At 60.5% G+C, this 16,454-nt stretch carries 13 protein-coding genes; 12 read left to right on the plus strand and 1 reads right to left on the minus strand.

The features are described 5' to 3' along the window. The 9 genes from GSQ77_RS26265 to GSQ77_RS26305 all read left to right on the plus strand — a co-directional run bounded on the left by GSQ77_RS26265 (position 1) and on the right by GSQ77_RS26305 (position 10,469). The gene (locus GSQ77_RS26265) at positions 1-2,385 is read left to right on the plus strand and encodes an acyl-CoA dehydrogenase (RefSeq protein WP_158906300.1); all 2,385 of its coding nucleotides are present in this window, start codon (positions 1-3) and stop codon (positions 2,383-2,385) included. Continuing rightward, positions 2,382-4,529, plus strand: a complete 2,148-nt coding sequence (locus GSQ77_RS26270) for an acetate--CoA ligase family protein (protein ID WP_158906302.1) — start codon at positions 2,382-2,384, stop codon at positions 4,527-4,529. Before GSQ77_RS26265 ends, GSQ77_RS26270 begins: the two co-directional genes overlap by 4 nt. Before the next feature lie 78 nt (positions 4,530-4,607). Continuing rightward, complete coding sequence (locus GSQ77_RS26275) at positions 4,608-5,579, plus strand: tripartite tricarboxylate transporter substrate binding protein (protein ID WP_158906304.1); 972 nt, start codon at positions 4,608-4,610, stop codon at positions 5,577-5,579. Positions 5,580-5,665: 86 nt separating this feature from the next. Beyond that, positions 5,666-6,436, plus strand: a complete 771-nt coding sequence (locus GSQ77_RS26280; RefSeq protein ID WP_158906306.1) for a glutaredoxin domain-containing protein — start codon at positions 5,666-5,668, stop codon at positions 6,434-6,436. A 64-nt stretch (positions 6,437-6,500) separates the two neighbouring features. Next, positions 6,501-7,286, plus strand: coding sequence for a citryl-CoA lyase (locus tag GSQ77_RS26285; RefSeq protein ID WP_158906309.1), 786 nt, complete (start codon positions 6,501-6,503; stop codon positions 7,284-7,286). Between the two features lie 47 nt (positions 7,287-7,333). Next, positions 7,334-8,605 (plus strand): aconitase/3-isopropylmalate dehydratase large subunit family protein, encoded by a 1,272-nt coding sequence (locus GSQ77_RS26290; RefSeq protein ID WP_158906311.1) that lies wholly within the window; start codon positions 7,334-7,336, stop codon positions 8,603-8,605. Beyond that, the gene (locus tag GSQ77_RS26295) at positions 8,602-9,132 is read left to right on the plus strand and encodes a 3-isopropylmalate dehydratase (RefSeq protein ID WP_158906313.1); all 531 of its coding nucleotides are present in this window, start codon (positions 8,602-8,604) and stop codon (positions 9,130-9,132) included. Before GSQ77_RS26290 ends, GSQ77_RS26295 begins: the two co-directional genes overlap by 4 nt. A 155-nt stretch (positions 9,133-9,287) precedes the next feature. After that, the gene (locus GSQ77_RS26300) at positions 9,288-9,806 is read left to right on the plus strand and encodes an aromatic acid exporter family protein (RefSeq protein WP_158906315.1); all 519 of its coding nucleotides are present in this window, start codon (positions 9,288-9,290) and stop codon (positions 9,804-9,806) included. 222 nt (positions 9,807-10,028) lie between these two features. Next, positions 10,029-10,469 (plus strand): MarR family winged helix-turn-helix transcriptional regulator, encoded by a 441-nt coding sequence (locus tag GSQ77_RS26305; protein ID WP_158906317.1) that lies wholly within the window; start codon positions 10,029-10,031, stop codon positions 10,467-10,469. A 67-nt stretch (positions 10,470-10,536) separates the two neighbouring features. Here GSQ77_RS26305 and GSQ77_RS26310 read toward each other — a convergent pair whose 3' ends face one another. Beyond that, complete coding sequence (locus tag GSQ77_RS26310) at positions 10,537-11,454, minus strand: LysR family transcriptional regulator (protein ID WP_158906318.1); 918 nt, start codon at positions 11,452-11,454, stop codon at positions 10,537-10,539. Between the two features lie 120 nt (positions 11,455-11,574). On the opposite strand from GSQ77_RS26310, the gene GSQ77_RS26315 reads away from it, so the two are divergent. From GSQ77_RS26315 to GSQ77_RS26325, 3 genes are read left to right on the plus strand one after another with little or no spacing between them, the layout of a single operon-like run. Beyond that, complete coding sequence (locus GSQ77_RS26315) at positions 11,575-13,812, plus strand: indolepyruvate ferredoxin oxidoreductase subunit alpha (protein WP_158906320.1); 2,238 nt, start codon at positions 11,575-11,577, stop codon at positions 13,810-13,812. After that, positions 13,805-15,385: an indolepyruvate oxidoreductase subunit beta family protein gene (locus tag GSQ77_RS26320; protein WP_254067795.1), complete on the plus strand. Its 1,581-nt coding sequence runs from the start codon at positions 13,805-13,807 to the stop codon at positions 15,383-15,385. Before GSQ77_RS26315 ends, GSQ77_RS26320 begins: the two co-directional genes overlap by 8 nt. Positions 15,386-15,437: 52 nt before the next feature. After that, a complete protein-coding gene (locus tag GSQ77_RS26325) occupies positions 15,438-16,229 on the plus strand; it encodes a cyclase family protein (protein WP_158906321.1) in 792 nt (263 codons plus the stop codon). Positions 16,230-16,454: the final 225 nt, after the last annotated feature.

Here is a 16,454-nt window from a genome sequence, read left to right on the forward strand (position 1 = left end):
ATGTCTGCCAGCGTTTTGCCCCATGCCTCATCGGACTCCGGCGATCGGAAGGGTTCGAACGATAGCGACCGCGCATCGCTGCGCGAAGGCGTGCGCGGCTTTCTCGCCCAGCGCAACAGCATGGCACGCGTGCGCGAATTGCGCGATCAGCATCCCGGCTTCCAACGCACCTTCTGGAAGGAACTCGCCGACCTCGGGTGTATAGGCGCGTTGCTGCCGAGCGAATATGGCGGCACCGGTCTGGAACTCGCCGACATGGTCGCGTTGATGCTCGAATTCGGTCCAGCTCTGATTCCCGAACCGATCGTGGCCACGGCGGTGGGTGTCGCCGGGTTGCTCGCGTTGGTGCCGGGCTCGGAGCTCGCCGCACGCTTGAGTCCGGAAATTGCCGACGGCACCGTGATCCCGGGCCTGGCCTGGCAGGAGTGGGCGGAGGATATCCCGGGAAGCGCTTGCACGGTATCGGCTCCACTTCTCAATGGATGCATCGTTCTCGACGGCCAGCGCCGCTTTGTTCTGCCGGCTTATGCCGATGGATTTCTGCTGACCGCGATCGTGGGCACTCGCAGCGCCCTGTGTTGGCTTCCGGTCGGCTCGCCCGGCCTCGCGCTCGGAACGGAATCGCGGGTGGATGGAACGGTGAGCGGCGTTTTGCAGCTCTCCTCGGTGCGGGTCACGCCTTATCATTTCGCGATGTCCGAAACGCTGGACTGCGCCGCCATCGCGAGGGTGGTCGACGATTGCAATCTGTGCGTCGCGGCCGAACTGCTCGGTATTGCCGAGACTGCGCTCGCGCATACGCTCGAGCATTTACGCACGCGCGAACAATTCGGGCGACCGATCGGTGCAAACCAGGCACTGCAGCACCGCGCGGTCGACCTATACGTCAAGCAGGAACTGGCGAGAGCGGCGCTGGGCGCTGCGACCGAGGCGCTATCGCACCCGTGCGACCCTCGGCAACGGGCCATACACGCCAGTCGCGCCAAAGTTCGCGCAATCGATGCGGCATTGACGATAGGGCGCGAGGCTGTGCAAATGCACGGCGCGATGGGGTTTGCCGACGAATGCGACATCGGGCTGTACTTGAAGCGCGCGCTGGTGCTGGCGGCGTGGCTGGGTAACGGCACGGCTCATCGCAGGCGCATCGAGCAGTTGCACAGCGCTCAGCGGCAGGAAGAGGGCGATACGGAGAGTGTGGCGCCGCGCCCGGCCGCATCCGATATCGAATTGCCCAAGGACTGGAACGCGCTGGCTGACGACGTGTTCCGGCTGCAGGTCCGCGCGATTCTCGAACGGGAATATCCGCCTGGGTTACGCAACCCGCCGCAACGCCTCACGTGGCGGCAGTGCCAGGCCTTCTACCAAAAAATGGGCAGCTACGGCCTGCTTGCGCTGGCATGGCCCAAGGAGTTTGGCGGCGCCGGGCTTAGCGCGCAAAAGCAGATCATCTTCATGGAAGAGCAGGATCGCTGGGGCGTTGCGCGTGCCCCGGACATGGGCATCACGATGGTCGGGCCGGCGTTGATTCACTATGGCACCAGCGCGCAACGCGAACGCTACCTCGGGCCGATTCTCAAGTTCGAGCACATGTGGTGCCAGGGCTTTTCCGAGCCTAATGCAGGATCGGATCTGGCTAACCTGAACACGCAGGCCAAAGCGCAAGGCGAATTTTTTGTCATCGACGGCAGCAAGATATGGACGACGTTTGCGCAAGACGCAACGCACATGTTCTTGTTGGCCCGTACGGCCAAGAAGCCCAGGAAGCAGGATGGCATCAGCGTGTTCCTACTGGACATGAGTACTCCGGGCATCAGCGTTCGCCCCATCAGGGATATGGCCGGTCACGAAGAGTTTTGCGAGGTGCACTTCGATCAAGTAAGAGTCGGCGCCGACTGCGTGCTCGGAGCGGTCGATGCGGGATGGTGTGTCGCAAAGATGCTGCTTTCGCGGGAGCGCTTCTACCTGGGAAATCCTCGGCAGGCGCAATATGCGTTCAAGCGCCTGGAAGCCGTTCACGCGCAGTTGGGGCTGACGAGCGATCCGGTGTTTGCTGCGCGCCTCACGCAACTCGGCATGGATGTCTACGATCTCGGCAGTCTATACAAGCGCTTTGCCGATCAGGTGCGGCGCGGTGATCCGCTGGGTTCCGATGTGTCGATTCTCAAGTTGTTCGGCTCTGAAACCTATCAGCGCATATCCCAGTTCACGATCGAGTCGATCGGATGCAGTGGCGGCCTCAGTGGTGAAACGCCGCTCGGCAATGCCCGCATCGACACGATGTCGCTATGCATGAACGCGCTTCCGTCCACGATCTACGGCGGCAGCAACGAGGTGCAGCGCAACGTGCTGGCCAAGCAGATACTGAACCTGCCGGTGGCGGTATGAGCGACGCTGCGATCGCGCGTCTATTTAACCCGCGCTCCATTGCGATCATCGGCGCCTCGCCCGATGCGTCTACGATCAATGGACAGCCGCTAAGCAATCTGGTCGCGCGTGGCTACGCAGGCGCGTTATACCCGGTTAATCCCAAGCATCCGCACATCGCAGGGATGGCGTGCTATCCCGACGTCGCTTCGTTGCCCGAGGTACCCGATCTCGCGCTGATACTGCTTAGCGCGGACCGTGCGGTTCAAGCGGTGGTCGAATGCGGCCGGCGCGGGGTCGCGTTCGGCATCGTCATCGGGGCGGGGTTCGCCGAAGTTGGCGCCGCCGGTCAGCGTCTGCAGCACGAGTTGGTCGAGGCCGCGCGCGCGCATGGCATCCGGTTGCTTGGACCAAACTGCATCGGTTTGATGAATCTGCGCGAAAACGTCTTCGCGGGTTTCGGGCCGGTATTCGCGATGAGCGAGTTGCGCTCGGGCGGCGTCAGCATGGTGACCCAGAGCGGAGGCTTCGGCTTTTCCGTGGTCAACATGGCCGAAGAACTGGGCGTGGGGTTTCGTTATGTGGTGAGCACCGGCAACGAAGCGGATCTAACCAGCCTCGATATCCTCGAGCATTTGATCGAAGACGAGCACACCGCTGTCATCGCCGCCTATTTCGAAGGCATCGGCGACGCGCACCGCCTGCCGGGACTGGCTCGGCGTGCGCTCTCGCAGCGTAAGCCGGTGATCGTGTGGAAAGTCGGCAGTTCGCCGGAAGGCCAGCGTGCTGCGCTCTCCCACACCGGCACGCTGGGTGGAACGAATGAGCTGTATCAAGCCGTGTTCGATCAATTTGGCTGGTCGCGGATCCAGGATGTCGAGGAACTGGTCGATTACACGGCCGCGTTCGCTCGCGCCAAGCTGCCGGAAAACGACAACATCGGCATCGTCACCGTGTCGGGCGGTGCGGGTGTTTTGCTGGCCGATGGCTGCGCCGCGTTGAATCTGCAGGTGCCGCAACTTACTGACGCGACTCGCATGCGTCTTGCGCGGGTGCTGCCCGCCTATGCGACGCTCGACAATCCGGTCGATGTGACCGCGAGCGTGCTGAACCAGCCGGACCTGATCCGCGCGGCGTTGACCATCATTCTTGACGACCCGGCCGTAGGCAGTCTGTTGATCGTTGCGTCGTCGGTCGAAGGCCCGATGGCGTCGAAAATCGCCGAAGAACTGGTCAAGCTCGATGCGGCCACGCATAAACCGGTGTTGGTATCGTGGAGCTCGCGCGAAGCGCGGGTGGGGGCGGCGTATGAGATTCTTCGGGGCGCCCGCATTCCGTTGTTTCGAACACCGACGCGCTGCTGCAAGGCGGTGGGTGCTTTGTGCCGGTTTGCCGGAGCGCTGCGGCGCCATGAGCGCGACGTTCTGGAAGCACTGATGGCGCCACCGCCGCATAAGGACCTTCTCGCGCACGGCATCGACTGCGTCACCGAAAAGCACGCTCGACTAGCGCTGACTACCTACGGGTTTACGTCCACGGTAGAGCGTCTGGCGACCACCCGTGGCGAGGCAATAGTGATCGCGGCCGAAGTCGGTTTCCCGGTGGCGATGAAAATACAGTCCGTCGATATTCCACATAAAACCGAGGCCGGCGGTGTACAACTGAATGTGTGCGATGCTCAAGCGGCGCGCGCGGCGTTCGACGCGATCGTGACTAGCGCTTACCGGTATGCACCCGGCGCGGTTATCGAGGGCGTGTTGATCCAGGAGATGGTCGTCGACGGGGTCGAGACTATCCTTGGCGTGATCAACGACGAGCATTTCGGGCCGGTGCTGATGTTTGGGCTAGGCGGCATTTTTACCGAGGTGCTGCGCGACGTGGTATTCAGATTTTCCCCGATAGGCCCGTCGCTTGCGCGCGAGATGATCGCGTCGATCCGCGGCCGAGCGGTGCTGGAGGGTGCGCGCGGCAGGCCTGCGGCGGACGTGGAGGCGCTGGCGGACGCCATCGTGAGTCTGTCGCGATTCGCGCACGACTATGCTGCGACCTTATCGGAGATCGATATCAACCCGCTGATCGTTTTGCCGCGCGGCCTCGGGGTGCGCGTGGTCGATGTCCTGATTGGATTACGCGGTACGCAGCAGGAGCACCGACTGAGCATGTAAAAGACTCAGGCACGCGGCACTTCGTGGCACTGCACGGCAATACCGTCGCTGTCGGCACGAAGAACGAGGGAGACGGCTATGCAGATCAAAAATCTAATGCTGGGTGCAATATTGATGGCTCTGGCCACGGCGTTTACGTCCGTTGCGGCGCAAACCTTTCCTACCAGGACCATCGAAATCATCGTTCCGTTTGCGCCGGGCGGCATTGCGGACATTTTGCCGCGACTGTTGGCACCGAAATTGAGCGCGGAGCTGAAACAATCTATCGTTATACTAAACAGACCGGGTGCGAGCGGCAACTTGGGAACCGCCCAATTCACGCGGGATGCGCCCGACGGCTACACGCTGCTTGAAACGCCCTTGAGCACGCTTTCAGTCAACGCCGCATTATTCGGTAAAAGCCTGCCCTACGACCCCGTAAAGGATCTGGAACCGGTCGCGCCCCTGGCGACCCTGCCATTGTTCCTGGTCACGAACTCCTCCCTACCGGTCAACAATCTGGCCGAGCTGGTCGCCTATATCAAGGCCCACCCAGGAAAGATGAGCTATGCCTCGGCCGGTGTCGGGGGCTCGAATCATCTCGCCGGCGAAATGTTCCGGTTCGCCGCGGGGCTCGATGTCACGCATGTGCCGTTTAGCGGGAGCGCCCCCGCGCTCAATGCGGTGCTGGGCAAATACGTCGATTACATGTTCGACAGCGGTCGCGTACTGCCCTACGTTAAATCCGGCATGCTCAAGCTGATCGCAGTCACGACGCCGCAACGCCTACCCGAATATCCCAATGTGCCCACCATGGCCGAGACTTACCCCGGCTTCGTCGCGTCGGGCTGGCATGGCATCGTGGCGCCGGCCGGCACACCGCGCGACGTCGTCCTTATCTTGAACAAGGCTATTGGGCAAGCCTTGCAGGATCCGGAAGTCAAAAAGCAATTGGCCGTGCAGGCACTCGTGCCATTTATCGCGAGCCCGGAAGAGTTCACGGTCTTCATCAATGAAGAGACCAAGAAGTGGTCCGAGGTGATCCGCAAATCGGGCGCCAAGGCCGAGTGAGGGGATGTCCATGCAAATCACGCCGAATCACGCCGAATCACGCCAATAGCGAACGCCTTGGGCGCTGAAGTCTTAGAGGAGCGAAGATGATGCTTGCCGCAGACGAAAGAATCCGGGTCTTCTGGGCCCCCGGTTGTACCAGTTGTCTTCGGGTCAAGGAATTTCTGACTCGACTGGAGATCGACTACGAGTCGGTGAACGCCGCCTCCAGTGCCGAACACGTTGAGGAGATGGCGCGGCTGGGGGCCCGCAGTGTGCCGATCGTCTCGCGCGGCGATGCGTTCGTCTATGCACAATCGCTCGCGGACGTGGCCAGCTTTCTTGGGCTGGAAGTTGAGGTCGATCGCCAACTGAGCCCGCATGAACTGGTACGGCGAGTGAATATCATCCTGCCGGCGGGGCAGCGATATATCAAACAAATTCCCGACGACGTGCTGGACGTTCGCTTTCGCAACAGCGTGCGCTTGCTGCGCGGCATCGCCCACCATGTGTTTCGCATCGTCGAGGCATTTGTGGAGGCGATGGAAACAGGCGTCGAGTTGAGCAACGAGCTGATCATGGATGCCACGGAGGCCGTGCGGCCCGGAGACGATGTGTTGACCTACGGCTCGGCGGTTCTGGCGGAGTTTAACGCGTGGTGGGTGCGCTATCCCGACAAATCCTGCCAGGCGCAAATGGACACCTATTTCGGCCGGCAATCGGTGCATGACGTGCTGGAGCGGACCACCTGGCATTCGGCGCAACACGTGCGCCAGTTGCTGCTTGTGCTGGATACGCTCGGGATTGCGCCGGATAGCCCACTCACGCGCGAGGACCTGGCGGGCTTGCCGTTGCCCGAGAAGGTTTGGGAAGGCTGATGTAAGAGCTTATTTCCGGTGGAATATTTCCCGCTGATTTTGGCCAACCTCAAGCGAGGATTTCATGGACTGCTCCAAAGACAAGCCGTGGCGCACGGCGATCGCCGAATTTACTCATGACGGCGTCAGCGTACGCGGCTACGATGTATTGAAAGAGCTGACCGGAAACATCGATTTCGGTGCCATGGTCTACCTGCTGCTGAAAGGAGAGCTGCCGCGCGGCAACGAATCCAAAATGATCAATGCGGTATTCGTATGCTGCGCCGATCACGGTATTTCACCGTCGTCTACCGTAACGCGATTCATCCAGGCTGCGGGAGTGCCGATTCAATGCTCGGTGGCCGCCGGGGTCATGATGTTCGGCGACATCCACGGTGGCGCAGGGCAGGAGTTCTGCAGAAATATCCAGCAACTGGTCACGCAGGCGCAGGAGAGCCAAGCGGAGTTCGATGAGGTGGCACGCGAATTCGTCCAGGCGCACAAGCGCATCGACGGCTTCGGACATCCCCAACATACCGATGGCGACCCGCGCACCGCCGTGTTGTTCAGGCTGGCCGAAGAATATGGGGTGGCAGGCGCTCACATTGCGATGACCCGGGCGCTGGAAAAAGCCTTGCAGGTTCGTGCCAAGCGTGCGATCCCGGCCAATATCGATGCCGCCATCGGTGCGATCGCTGCGGACCTGGGTCTGGACTGGCGGCTCGCCCGCGCGCTACTGGTCATTCCGCGTACCGCGGGTTTGTTCGCGCACGCTTTCGAGGAAGCAGTCCGCGAGCCGGGTTGGCGCCAGATCGCTGAGGATCAAATCGGCTATGACGGGCCGGCAAGCCGCACCATAGAGCATACTTAGAAAACGTTGCAGAGCGCTGTGCAGCCGGAATCATCGGAGGAGGGGACATGGGCAATACGCTGGCACAGAAAATCATCGCACGCACTAGCCACCGGAATAGCGTGTCGGTCGGCGAGGTCGTGATCTGCGAGCCGGATGTGATCGAGACGATCGATCTGGTCATGCCGCATTACATCAAGACGCTCGCCGAGCACGGCGTGCATCGCTTTCGTTATCCCGAGCGCATCGTGGTGTTTGCGGATCACGAGGTGCCATCGCAAAGCCCGGCGACCGCGATGATGAAAAAGCGTCTGCCGCGACAGCTCGAAGAACTCGGCGTGCGCCACTTTTACAGCGAGGGTCGCCACGGCATCAGCCACCAGGCGATTATCGAGCACGGGCACGTGCTTCCCGGCATGCTGGTCACCGGCCCGGATACGCATATCACCACGCTCGGCTGCGTCGGCGCATTGTCTCCGCCGCTGAACTACGAAGCGGTGCAGGCAATGGCGACCGGAGAGATGTGGTTGCGGGTTCCCGAGACCATACGGATCGAGCTGTCGGGTGTACCGCCTCCAGGAGTGATGAGTCGCGACGTGGCGCAATGGATTATTCACCGGCTAGGCGCGCAGCTGTGCGATTACCGTGTCCTGGAGTATGGTGGCCCCGCTTTTGCTGCGCTGGATATGGATTTTCGGATGACCTTGTGCAATGTGGCGATCGACGTCGGGGCAAAGGCAGCGCTGGTCGAGCCCGATGAGGTGACCGCTGCTTATCTGCGTTCGCGTACCACGGCTGTACTCGACATGACACGTAGCGATGCCGATGCCGAATACGCTTTGGTGTTTCGTCAGGATCTGGCCGACTTCGAACCCATGGTCGCGGCGCCGCCGAGCCCCGACAATGTCGTGCCGGTTTCGAAGGTGGCCGGTGTCAAGGTCGATCAGGTCTATATCGGCTCGTGTGCCGGAGGACGACTCGAAGATTTGCGGGCTGCTGCCGGCGTGCTGCGAGGCCGCAAGGTGCACCCGCGTGTGCGGATGCTGGTGATTCCCACGTCGCAGGAAATTTTCGCCAACGCGGCGCGCGAGGGTCTGCTCGAAGTTTTCGTCGATGCAGGCGCGATCGTCAACAGTCCGAGTTGCGGTCCGTGCTATGGCAATCTCGCGCCGTTGGTCGAGGGCGATGTCTGCATTGGTACAGGCACCACCAACAGCCCCGGGCGCATGGGCAGTACTGGGGCGTCCATCTATCTGAGTAACGCGATTACTGCGAGCGTCGCCGCCGTCGCCGGCGAGATTTGCGATCCCCGTGTTTTCTTCGCGAGAGGCGAGCTATGACGAATTGGCTCTGGAAGGGTCGGGTGTGGGCGTTCGGCGATGCGCTGCCCAACGATAACGGATTGATGCCGATCAGCTTTACGCGCGCACAGGTGTACGACGAGCAGGTGCTAGCCCAGCACTGCTTCGAGGATATCGATCCCAGCTTGGCCGCTCGGATTCAACCGGGTGACCTCATCGTTGCGGGCAAGAACTTCGGATGTGGGAATCCGCATACCCAGGGCTTTCTTGGCCTCAAGGGGCTGGGGGTGGCGGTGCTTGCGGAATCGATGTCGCGTGGACCGCTTAGGGCTTGCGTCAATGCCGGGGTGCCGGTTCTCGCGCCGGCGCCCGGTATTTGCGCGTTTGCTCAAACCGGCGACGTCGTCACCGTCGATTTCGAGCATGGGTCCATCGAGAACCTGACGCAAAACAGCCAAATGGAAATCCCCGCTTTGCCTGTGATCATGCGCGATATCGTGGCTGCCGGAGGGGGGCTTGGGTTCATGCTGGAACGGTTGAAGGCGCTGGAGACGCGTGGGGCGTAGTCGCCACCTTGAACGCAATGTCGTGACCGGGCGTTTACCCGTACAATAAGAAGGGCGCTTCCGTGCCTAGAGGGATCGCGGTTGCGAAGGTGCGACGAGTACGAATTCGTGTGTATGCGTAAATTCCAACCCCGGGAGCAGCGTTGAGCTCGCTGATGCACAAGCCGCTACTGAGCAGATTCAAGGAACTCCCCCTGAAGGACCGATTGGTTCAAGGGGGCGTCGCTGCGCTGCAAGCTATTTGCGGTGCTAGCATCGCATACGGCCTGGCTCAGGCGATACACGCCGAGCAGCCGTTTTGGGCGGCGATTACCGCCATCGCGGTAACCCAGCCTAATTACACGGACACCGTGAACCTATCGCGCGATCAATTTATCGGCGCCATGATAGGGGCAATTTTCGGTTTTTTCGGTGCGACATTGGGAGCCGGCCACTACATTGGCTACGTGGCGACCGTCATGGCCGTCATCGTAATCTGCTGGGGCTTGAACGTAGGCAGCGCCGCCCGGCTGGGAGCGATCACCGCGACCATCGTCATGCTGGTTCCGCTCGACGGGCCGGTCTGGAGCATTGCGCTGTCTCGCCTGCTTGAGGTCGTGTTGGGAACCTTGTGTGCAACGCTCGTTAGTTGGTTGTTTTCGCGCGCCGAACGGCGCTGGTTCAGCAAATCGTAAACGCACACGCTCCTGCGCTGTGCGCTCCCTCGGGCGTAACCTGTCGAATCAGAATCAGGTTTAGGTCAAATCTTCCCTGGGGGCAATCGTCCCTCGACATTCACCAAAGATAGAGACATAAGGCGCGCGTTGGATCGATGTGCTCAGGCGATCCAGTAGATGCATATACTCCTAGTCGGTCTTATACTGGTGAATTGAAGCGTAATTCAGGGGGAGACTTACATGGAATTATTACAGTGCAATTGTTCTTCGCTGCGAAGCGCAACGCGCACGCTTTCGCTGGCTTACGACGAAGTGCTGCGTCCTTCGGGGCTGCGTTTGACGCAGTTTTCGATTCTTGCGCGCATCGCGGCGGTGGGTCCACACCCGCTGAACGATCTCGCGGAGATGCTGGCCATGGATCGTACTACCTTGGGTCGTAACCTGAAGCCGCTCGAGCGCGACGATTTGGTCTGCCTCGAAGTTGGCATGGATCGGCGCCAACGCGTGATCAATCTGACTGCGGCTGGCCGGCGCGCGCTTATGCGCGCAAAGCCGTTGTGGGAAACGGTGAACCAGCGCTTCGAGGTGAAATTCGGCGTTGGCAAAGCAAAAACGCTGCGCGATACGATGAAGCAAATCGTCAAAACGGGACGAGAACTCTCGGCGGAAACCGTTGCTTGAGGACAGGCACAACATGATCTCGGCCGGAGCTGTCATGACGTGCCTTCGCGGCGATCGACGTCGAGCGCTATTGAGCGAGCGCCTGATCGCCGAGCGTCTCGATGACCTGTTGGCGTAACCATCGATTGGCGTCGTTATTTTCGAAATCCTGGTGCCAATGCACTGTGACGGTCACCTCGGGAATCTTTACCGGTAGTTCGAAGACCGAAAATTTACCCGTGGGGTTGAGAAACGGGGCCGCTCTGCGTGGCAACGTAACGATCCAGTCGGTTCGCGCCAGAATGAATGGAACGACAGTGAAATGCGGGACGCGTAGCGCGATTTTCCGATGCACTGTCTTCTCCCGAAAGTCATCTTCGATCTGCTGATGAGCATTCTCGACAGAATTGACCAATACATGCGAAAGCGCGAGATAGTCTTCCAGTGATAGCGCGTGCTTGGGCAAGCCTTGGCGCCGACGCGTCATGCAGACGTATTCCTCGTGAAACAGCACGTGATGCGGGGTACGCTCGCGCAGCGTCGGTAAATTCCCAATCGCCAGATCCAGCTTGCCGCTACGCAACGCTTCCTCAGCCTGCGCGACCGGAAGTGACTGCACGTCTAGATGCACATTGGGGGCCAAGGCTTCGAGCCGTGCACATAGCGGAGGCAGAAACACCAGTTCGCCGATATCCGACATCGTGAGGCGAAACAGCCGTGAACTCGTTGCCGGATCGAAGGGCGTCATGAAGCGCAGGGCTTCTTGCGCTGCCGCCATTGCGCGTCGCAACGGTTCGCGCATTTCGAGCGCAGCCGAGGTGGGCTGCATCTCGTTGCCTGTTCGGATGAACAGGGGATCTCCGATAGCTCCCCGCAGGCGTCCAAGGGCATAGCTGACAGCCGGTTGCGATAGTCCGAGACGCACGCCCGCGAGCGTAAGGCTACCCTCTTCGAGAATGGCGTGAAACACGCGGAGCAAGTTCAGATCGACCCGACCTGTATCCATATTTTTATGACCTTGTGCGATATTGATCTATTTGACCAATATCTTATGGGATTTCTATACTCCGTTGCAATGAGTACATGTCTAGTTATTTACTGATACCAGCGCATACGTGGAGTGAAGATGGCAGAGCGGTCGTTTAAGAAAGAAGTCGAGAAGCTGCTGATCGGTGCGGGCGAGACTTTCAGTGGCGAAGGCATCCTTGCCGTAACGAAGGCATTGCTTCAGTCAGGAGTGTCTTATGTGGCCGGCTACCAGGGGGCGCCGATTTCGCATCTGATGGACGTGCTGGCCGACGCCGACGACATCCTGCGTAGCCTCGGCGTGCACTTCGAGAGCAGCGCCAGCGAAGCGACTGCGGCAGCCACGCTTGCGGCTTCCGTGAACTACCCGCTGCGTGGCGCGATTACGTTCAAGGCGACGGCCGGGACCAACGTGGCGTCCGATCCGCTGTCGAATCTCGCTTCGGGCGGCGTGACCGGCGGCGCGTTGATCATCGTCGGTGAGGACTATGGCGAAGGCTCCAGCATCATGCAGGAGCGCTCGCATGCATTCGCGATGAAGTCGCAGATCTGGCTGCTCGATCCGCGCCCGAACCTGCCTTCGATCGTGGATGCCGTCGAACATGGCTTCCGCTTGTCGGAGGCCAGCAGCACGCCGGTGATGCTGCAACTGCGCATTCGTGCCTGCCACATGCACGGTCAGTTCGTCGCGAAGGACAACGTTCGGCCGACCTTCACGCTCGCGGATGCGATGAATCACCCGCGCCGCGATCTCTCGCGCATCGTGTTGCCGCCGTCAAGCTTTGCGCATGAGAAAGAGAAAGTCGAGCGACGCTGGCCGGCCGCAGTCGAATATGTGGAGAAGGCGGGCCTCAACGAATTTTTCGGCGATGAGAGCGCCAAGCATGGCTTGATCGTGCAGGGTGGTTGCTACAACGGCGTGATACGTGGATTGCAGCTACTCGGTCTGGCCGATGCCAGCGGCAACACCGACGTGCCGCTCTACGTGATGAATGTCGCCTATCCGTTGATTGACAGTGAACTGCGCCGCTTCGCACTCGGCAAGGAAGCGGTGTTAATGATCGAGGAAGGGCAGCCGGAGTTCATCGAGCAAGGTGTCAACACGTCCTTGCGTCAGGCGGATCTACAAGCGCGCATTCACGGCAAGGATATGTTCACGCGTGCCGGAGAATACTCGCCGACCATGATGCTCAAAGGCTTGCTCAAGTTCTTCGAGCGCTATCGCCCGGAACTCGCTTTGCGTGATCATTTGCCGGCCGGTGTCAGGGCGACACTGGCGCCTAAGCCAGTGCCGATTCCGGTGGTGGCGTCGAGTGCGGTGTCGAAGGTGGCTGTCGTGGCCGCCGCACCTGAGCCGGCACCGTTACTTGCTGAAACAGGCGAACACCTGCCGGTTCATGCAAGGCCGCCTTCATTCTGTACCGGTTGTCCGGAACGGCCGATCTTCACTGCGCTCAAGCTCGTTCAGCGCGAGTTGGGCGATCATCACATCAGTGCCGATATCGGCTGTCATTTGTTCTCGATCCTGCCGCCTTTCAACCTGGGCGCGACCACGATGGGCTACGGTCTGGGTGCGGCGGGTGCGGCGGCATTCAGCAGCGAAGACAGCACGAAGCGCGCAGTCTCGATCATGGGTGATGGCGGATTCTGGCATAACGGTTTGACGAGCGGCATCGGCAATGCGGTGTTCAACAAGTCGGACAATCTCACGCTCATCGTCGACAACGGTTATTCCGCTGCCACCGGCGGACAGGACATCCTGTCGTCCAAGGCCGATAACACGAAACGGGTGACACAACTGCCGATCGAGCAGGCCGTGCGCGGCGTCGGCGTGAAATGGGTGCGTACGTTGACGCGGACTTACGATATTTCGCGGATGCGCGATACCCTGCGCGAGGCGCTCACCACGAAGTCGCGCGGACCCAAGGTCATCATCGCGCAGTCTGAATGCATGTTGAACAAGCAGCGACGGGTCAAGCCGCTAACCAAAAAAGCGATCGGAGAGGGCAAGCGCGTCGTGCAGGAGCGGTTCGGTGTCGACGATGACGTCTGTACCGGCGATCACTCGTGTATTCGCATTTCGGGCTGCCCGTCTCTGTCGATCAAGGACAATCCCGATCCGTTGCGCACGGATCCGGTCGCGACTGTGCTGGATAGCTGCGTGGGTTGTGGCGTATGCGGCGAAGCGGCGCACGCGGCCGTGTTGTGTCCATCGTTCTTCCGCGCGGAGTTGATTAGCAATCCGAGCTGGGGCGAGCGCTTGAGACAGCGGTTGCGCACCGCGGTGATCCAGTTCCTGCAACGGCGTCTGGCTGCCCGGGAGGTGCGTTATGTCTGACGCGAAAAATAGCGCAGTGCCCGCCGGCATCTTCATGCCCCTGGCTCCCCGTCCGATCAGCATTGCGATACTGGCGATGGGAGGCGAAGGCGGTGGCGTTCTTGCCGACTGGATCGTAGATCTCGCCGAGCAGGCTGGCTTCACGGCGCAGACCACTTCGGTGCCCGGCGTCGCCCAGCGGACCGGGACCACGGTGTATTACGTCGAGTTCGATCCACGCACGGTCGAACAGCGCAATGGCAGCGCCGCTGCCGTGTTATCCCTGATGCCCGTGCCGGGCGACGTCGATGTGGTGATAGCGTCGGAGTTGATGGAAATGGGACGCGCGGTGCAGCGCGGAATTGTCACACGTGATAAGACGACATTGATCGCATCGACTCATCGTGTCTATTCGATGCCGGAGAAAATGGCGATGGGCGACGGCCGCGTCGACCCCGCGCCTTTTATCGAGTCTGGCACACGTGCAGCGTTACGATTCATTCATGGCGACTTTGCGGCCACCGCTGCACGTGCAGGTAGCGTGATCAGCGCCGCGTTGTTTGGTGCGCTTGCAGGGAGTGGCGCGTTGCCGTTTCCTCGCGACGCATTCGAGTCGGCCGTCAGGCGCGCTGGAGTGGGCGTAGAGAGCAGCCTGAAGGCGTTCGCTGCGGGTTTCACCTTGGCAACTGAGCCGCTCGCATCGACGGCCACGGAATTGCCGAAGGAGGTGTCGTTACCTCCCGTGCCGATGCTGAAAGAACTCGATGCACGTGTCGCAGATGCCTTCCCGACGCCGACGCACCCCACACTACGCGCCGCGTTGCGCCGACTCGCCGACTATCAGGACTTGCGATACGCGCAACTCTACCTGGAGCGCGTCGAACGAATACGCTCGTTGACGAGCAGTGAGCGTGATCCGAACGCGCTGTTGCTGGGCGAAGCGGCACGACATCTGGCGCTGTGGATGACCTATGAAGACACGGCCCGAGTTGCCGAACTGAAGATACGCAGTGGCCGTTTTACACGCGTGACGAAAGAGGTGCGCGTGAAGGACGATCAGATCCTCGACATCAATGAGTATTTCCATCCGCGCCTGGAAGAGATTGCGGATACGCTGCCTGCCGCGTTGGGGCGCTGGTTGATGCGCCCCGGTCTGATGCATCGGTGGGTTCTATCGCTGACGCAGCATGGTCGAGTGGTGAAGACGACTTCGCTGGCGGGATTCCTGACCTTGTACGGCGTCGCTTCGAGTCGTCGCTGGCGTCGCGTGTCGCTGCGATATGTGCGTGAGAATCGCGAGATCGAGATGTGGCTGCATCGGATTGAAAGCTATGCCGCCAGTGACTATGCGCTCGCGATCGAATACGCGCGTTGCCAGCGACTCGTCAAGGGATACGGTGACACGCACGCACGCGGTATGCGGAACCTGAGGACGATAGACGTTGCACTCGCGAGTCTGGCCGGGCGTGGCGACGTGGCCGCGCGCCTTGCGGCAATGCGCGAAGCCGCACTCGCTGACGAACACGGTGAAAAACTCGGGGCGTTGCTGCAGGAATGGCGCGTTGCACCGGCTACTGACGCGCAAGCCGCTTGAGCGGTGCGCATTCCCCCGACAGTTTGCTTACTATGACAACAAGGAGCATTTCATGGATACAACTTCATTGAGCCCGCTGGTGCAGGGTCTGGCGACAGGTGCCGTCAAGATCGTCGATCTGACGCAAACGCTGTCCGACCGATTCCCTGCGCTGCAACTGCCGCCGCAATTCGGTCAGGTGTGGGCGTTCAAGAAGGAGAAGATCAGTCAATACGACGAAGCGGGTCCAGGGTGGTACTGGAACAACTTTTCTTGCGGCGAGCATACCGGTACCCATTTCGACGCACCGGTGCATTGGGTCACCGGTAAAGACCATCCCAACAACAGCGTGGACACAATCGACGCACGAAACTTCATTGCGCCGGCCGTCGTGGTCGACGCAAGTGCGGAGGTCGCGACGAATCCAGACTGGCTTCTTACGGTTGAGTTTCTCGAGCAATGGGAGACGAAGCATGGTCGTATCCCCTTGGGTGCATGGGTGCTGTTTCGTACGGACTGGTCAAAACGCGCGGAGGATCCTGCCGCGTTCGTCAACATGGGGGAGGATGGGGCCCACACGCCCGGTCCGACTCAAGAGACCGTCGAATGGTTGATCCGGGAACGAAAGGTCCATGGGTTTGGCGTGGAGACGATCAATACCGATGCGGGCCAGGCCTACAGTTGGCCGCTTCCCTATCCGTGTCACACGCTGATGCACGGCGCCAATCGCTATGGCTTGCAATGCTTGACGAACCTCGATCAATTGCCGCCGCAAGGGACGGTAATTGTGGCGGCACCGTTGAAAATCGAAGGCGGTTCCGGCAGTCCGTTACGCGTACTTGCACTGGTTGCGCGCAGCGATTGAGCGAGAGACGAAGGGGCCGAAACACTCTTTCGAAAATAGCGCTTGACGGTGCTGCGTTTAGACGTCAATATTCGCCTCCCGTCTGATGAAGACGGCGAAAAAAGCGAGACGCTTTTTTACGAAATGTTCTTTAAAAACTTAACAGTCGATAAGTGTGGGCGCTTGATAGCGAGGCACTGACCGGGCTCTGGGTCTTTGGACTTTAGAGTGGGTCAGCAGCAAAAG

The sequence above is a fragment of the Burkholderia sp. L27(2015) genome (assembly GCF_009765705.1).
Taxonomy (GTDB): Bacteria; Pseudomonadota; Gammaproteobacteria; order Burkholderiales; family Burkholderiaceae; genus LMUX01.

Coding starts and splice junctions, on each gene's coding strand:
- GSQ77_RS26265 (WP_158906300.1), top strand. CDS start 1: ATGTCTGCCAGCGTTTTGCCCCATGCCTCATCGGACTCCGGCGATCGG.
- GSQ77_RS26270 (WP_158906302.1), top strand. CDS start 2,382: ATGAGCGACGCTGCGATCGCGCGTCTATTTAACCCGCGCTCCATTGCG.
- GSQ77_RS26280 (WP_158906306.1), top strand. CDS start 5,666: ATGATGCTTGCCGCAGACGAAAGAATCCGGGTCTTCTGGGCCCCCGGT.
- GSQ77_RS26305 (WP_158906317.1), top strand. CDS start 10,029: ATGGAATTATTACAGTGCAATTGTTCTTCGCTGCGAAGCGCAACGCGC.
- GSQ77_RS26285 (WP_158906309.1), top strand. CDS start 6,501: ATGGACTGCTCCAAAGACAAGCCGTGGCGCACGGCGATCGCCGAATTT.
- GSQ77_RS26315 (WP_158906320.1), top strand. CDS start 11,575: ATGGCAGAGCGGTCGTTTAAGAAAGAAGTCGAGAAGCTGCTGATCGGT.
- GSQ77_RS26275 (WP_158906304.1), top strand. CDS start 4,608: ATGCAGATCAAAAATCTAATGCTGGGTGCAATATTGATGGCTCTGGCC.
- GSQ77_RS26320 (WP_254067795.1), top strand. CDS start 13,805: ATGTCTGACGCGAAAAATAGCGCAGTGCCCGCCGGCATCTTCATGCCC.
- GSQ77_RS26310 (WP_158906318.1), bottom strand. CDS start 11,454: ATGGATACAGGTCGGGTCGATCTGAACTTGCTCCGCGTGTTTCACGCC.
- GSQ77_RS26300 (WP_158906315.1), top strand. CDS start 9,288: ATGCACAAGCCGCTACTGAGCAGATTCAAGGAACTCCCCCTGAAGGAC.
- GSQ77_RS26325 (WP_158906321.1), top strand. CDS start 15,438: ATGGATACAACTTCATTGAGCCCGCTGGTGCAGGGTCTGGCGACAGGT.
- GSQ77_RS26290 (WP_158906311.1), top strand. CDS start 7,334: ATGGGCAATACGCTGGCACAGAAAATCATCGCACGCACTAGCCACCGG.
- GSQ77_RS26295 (WP_158906313.1), top strand. CDS start 8,602: ATGACGAATTGGCTCTGGAAGGGTCGGGTGTGGGCGTTCGGCGATGCG.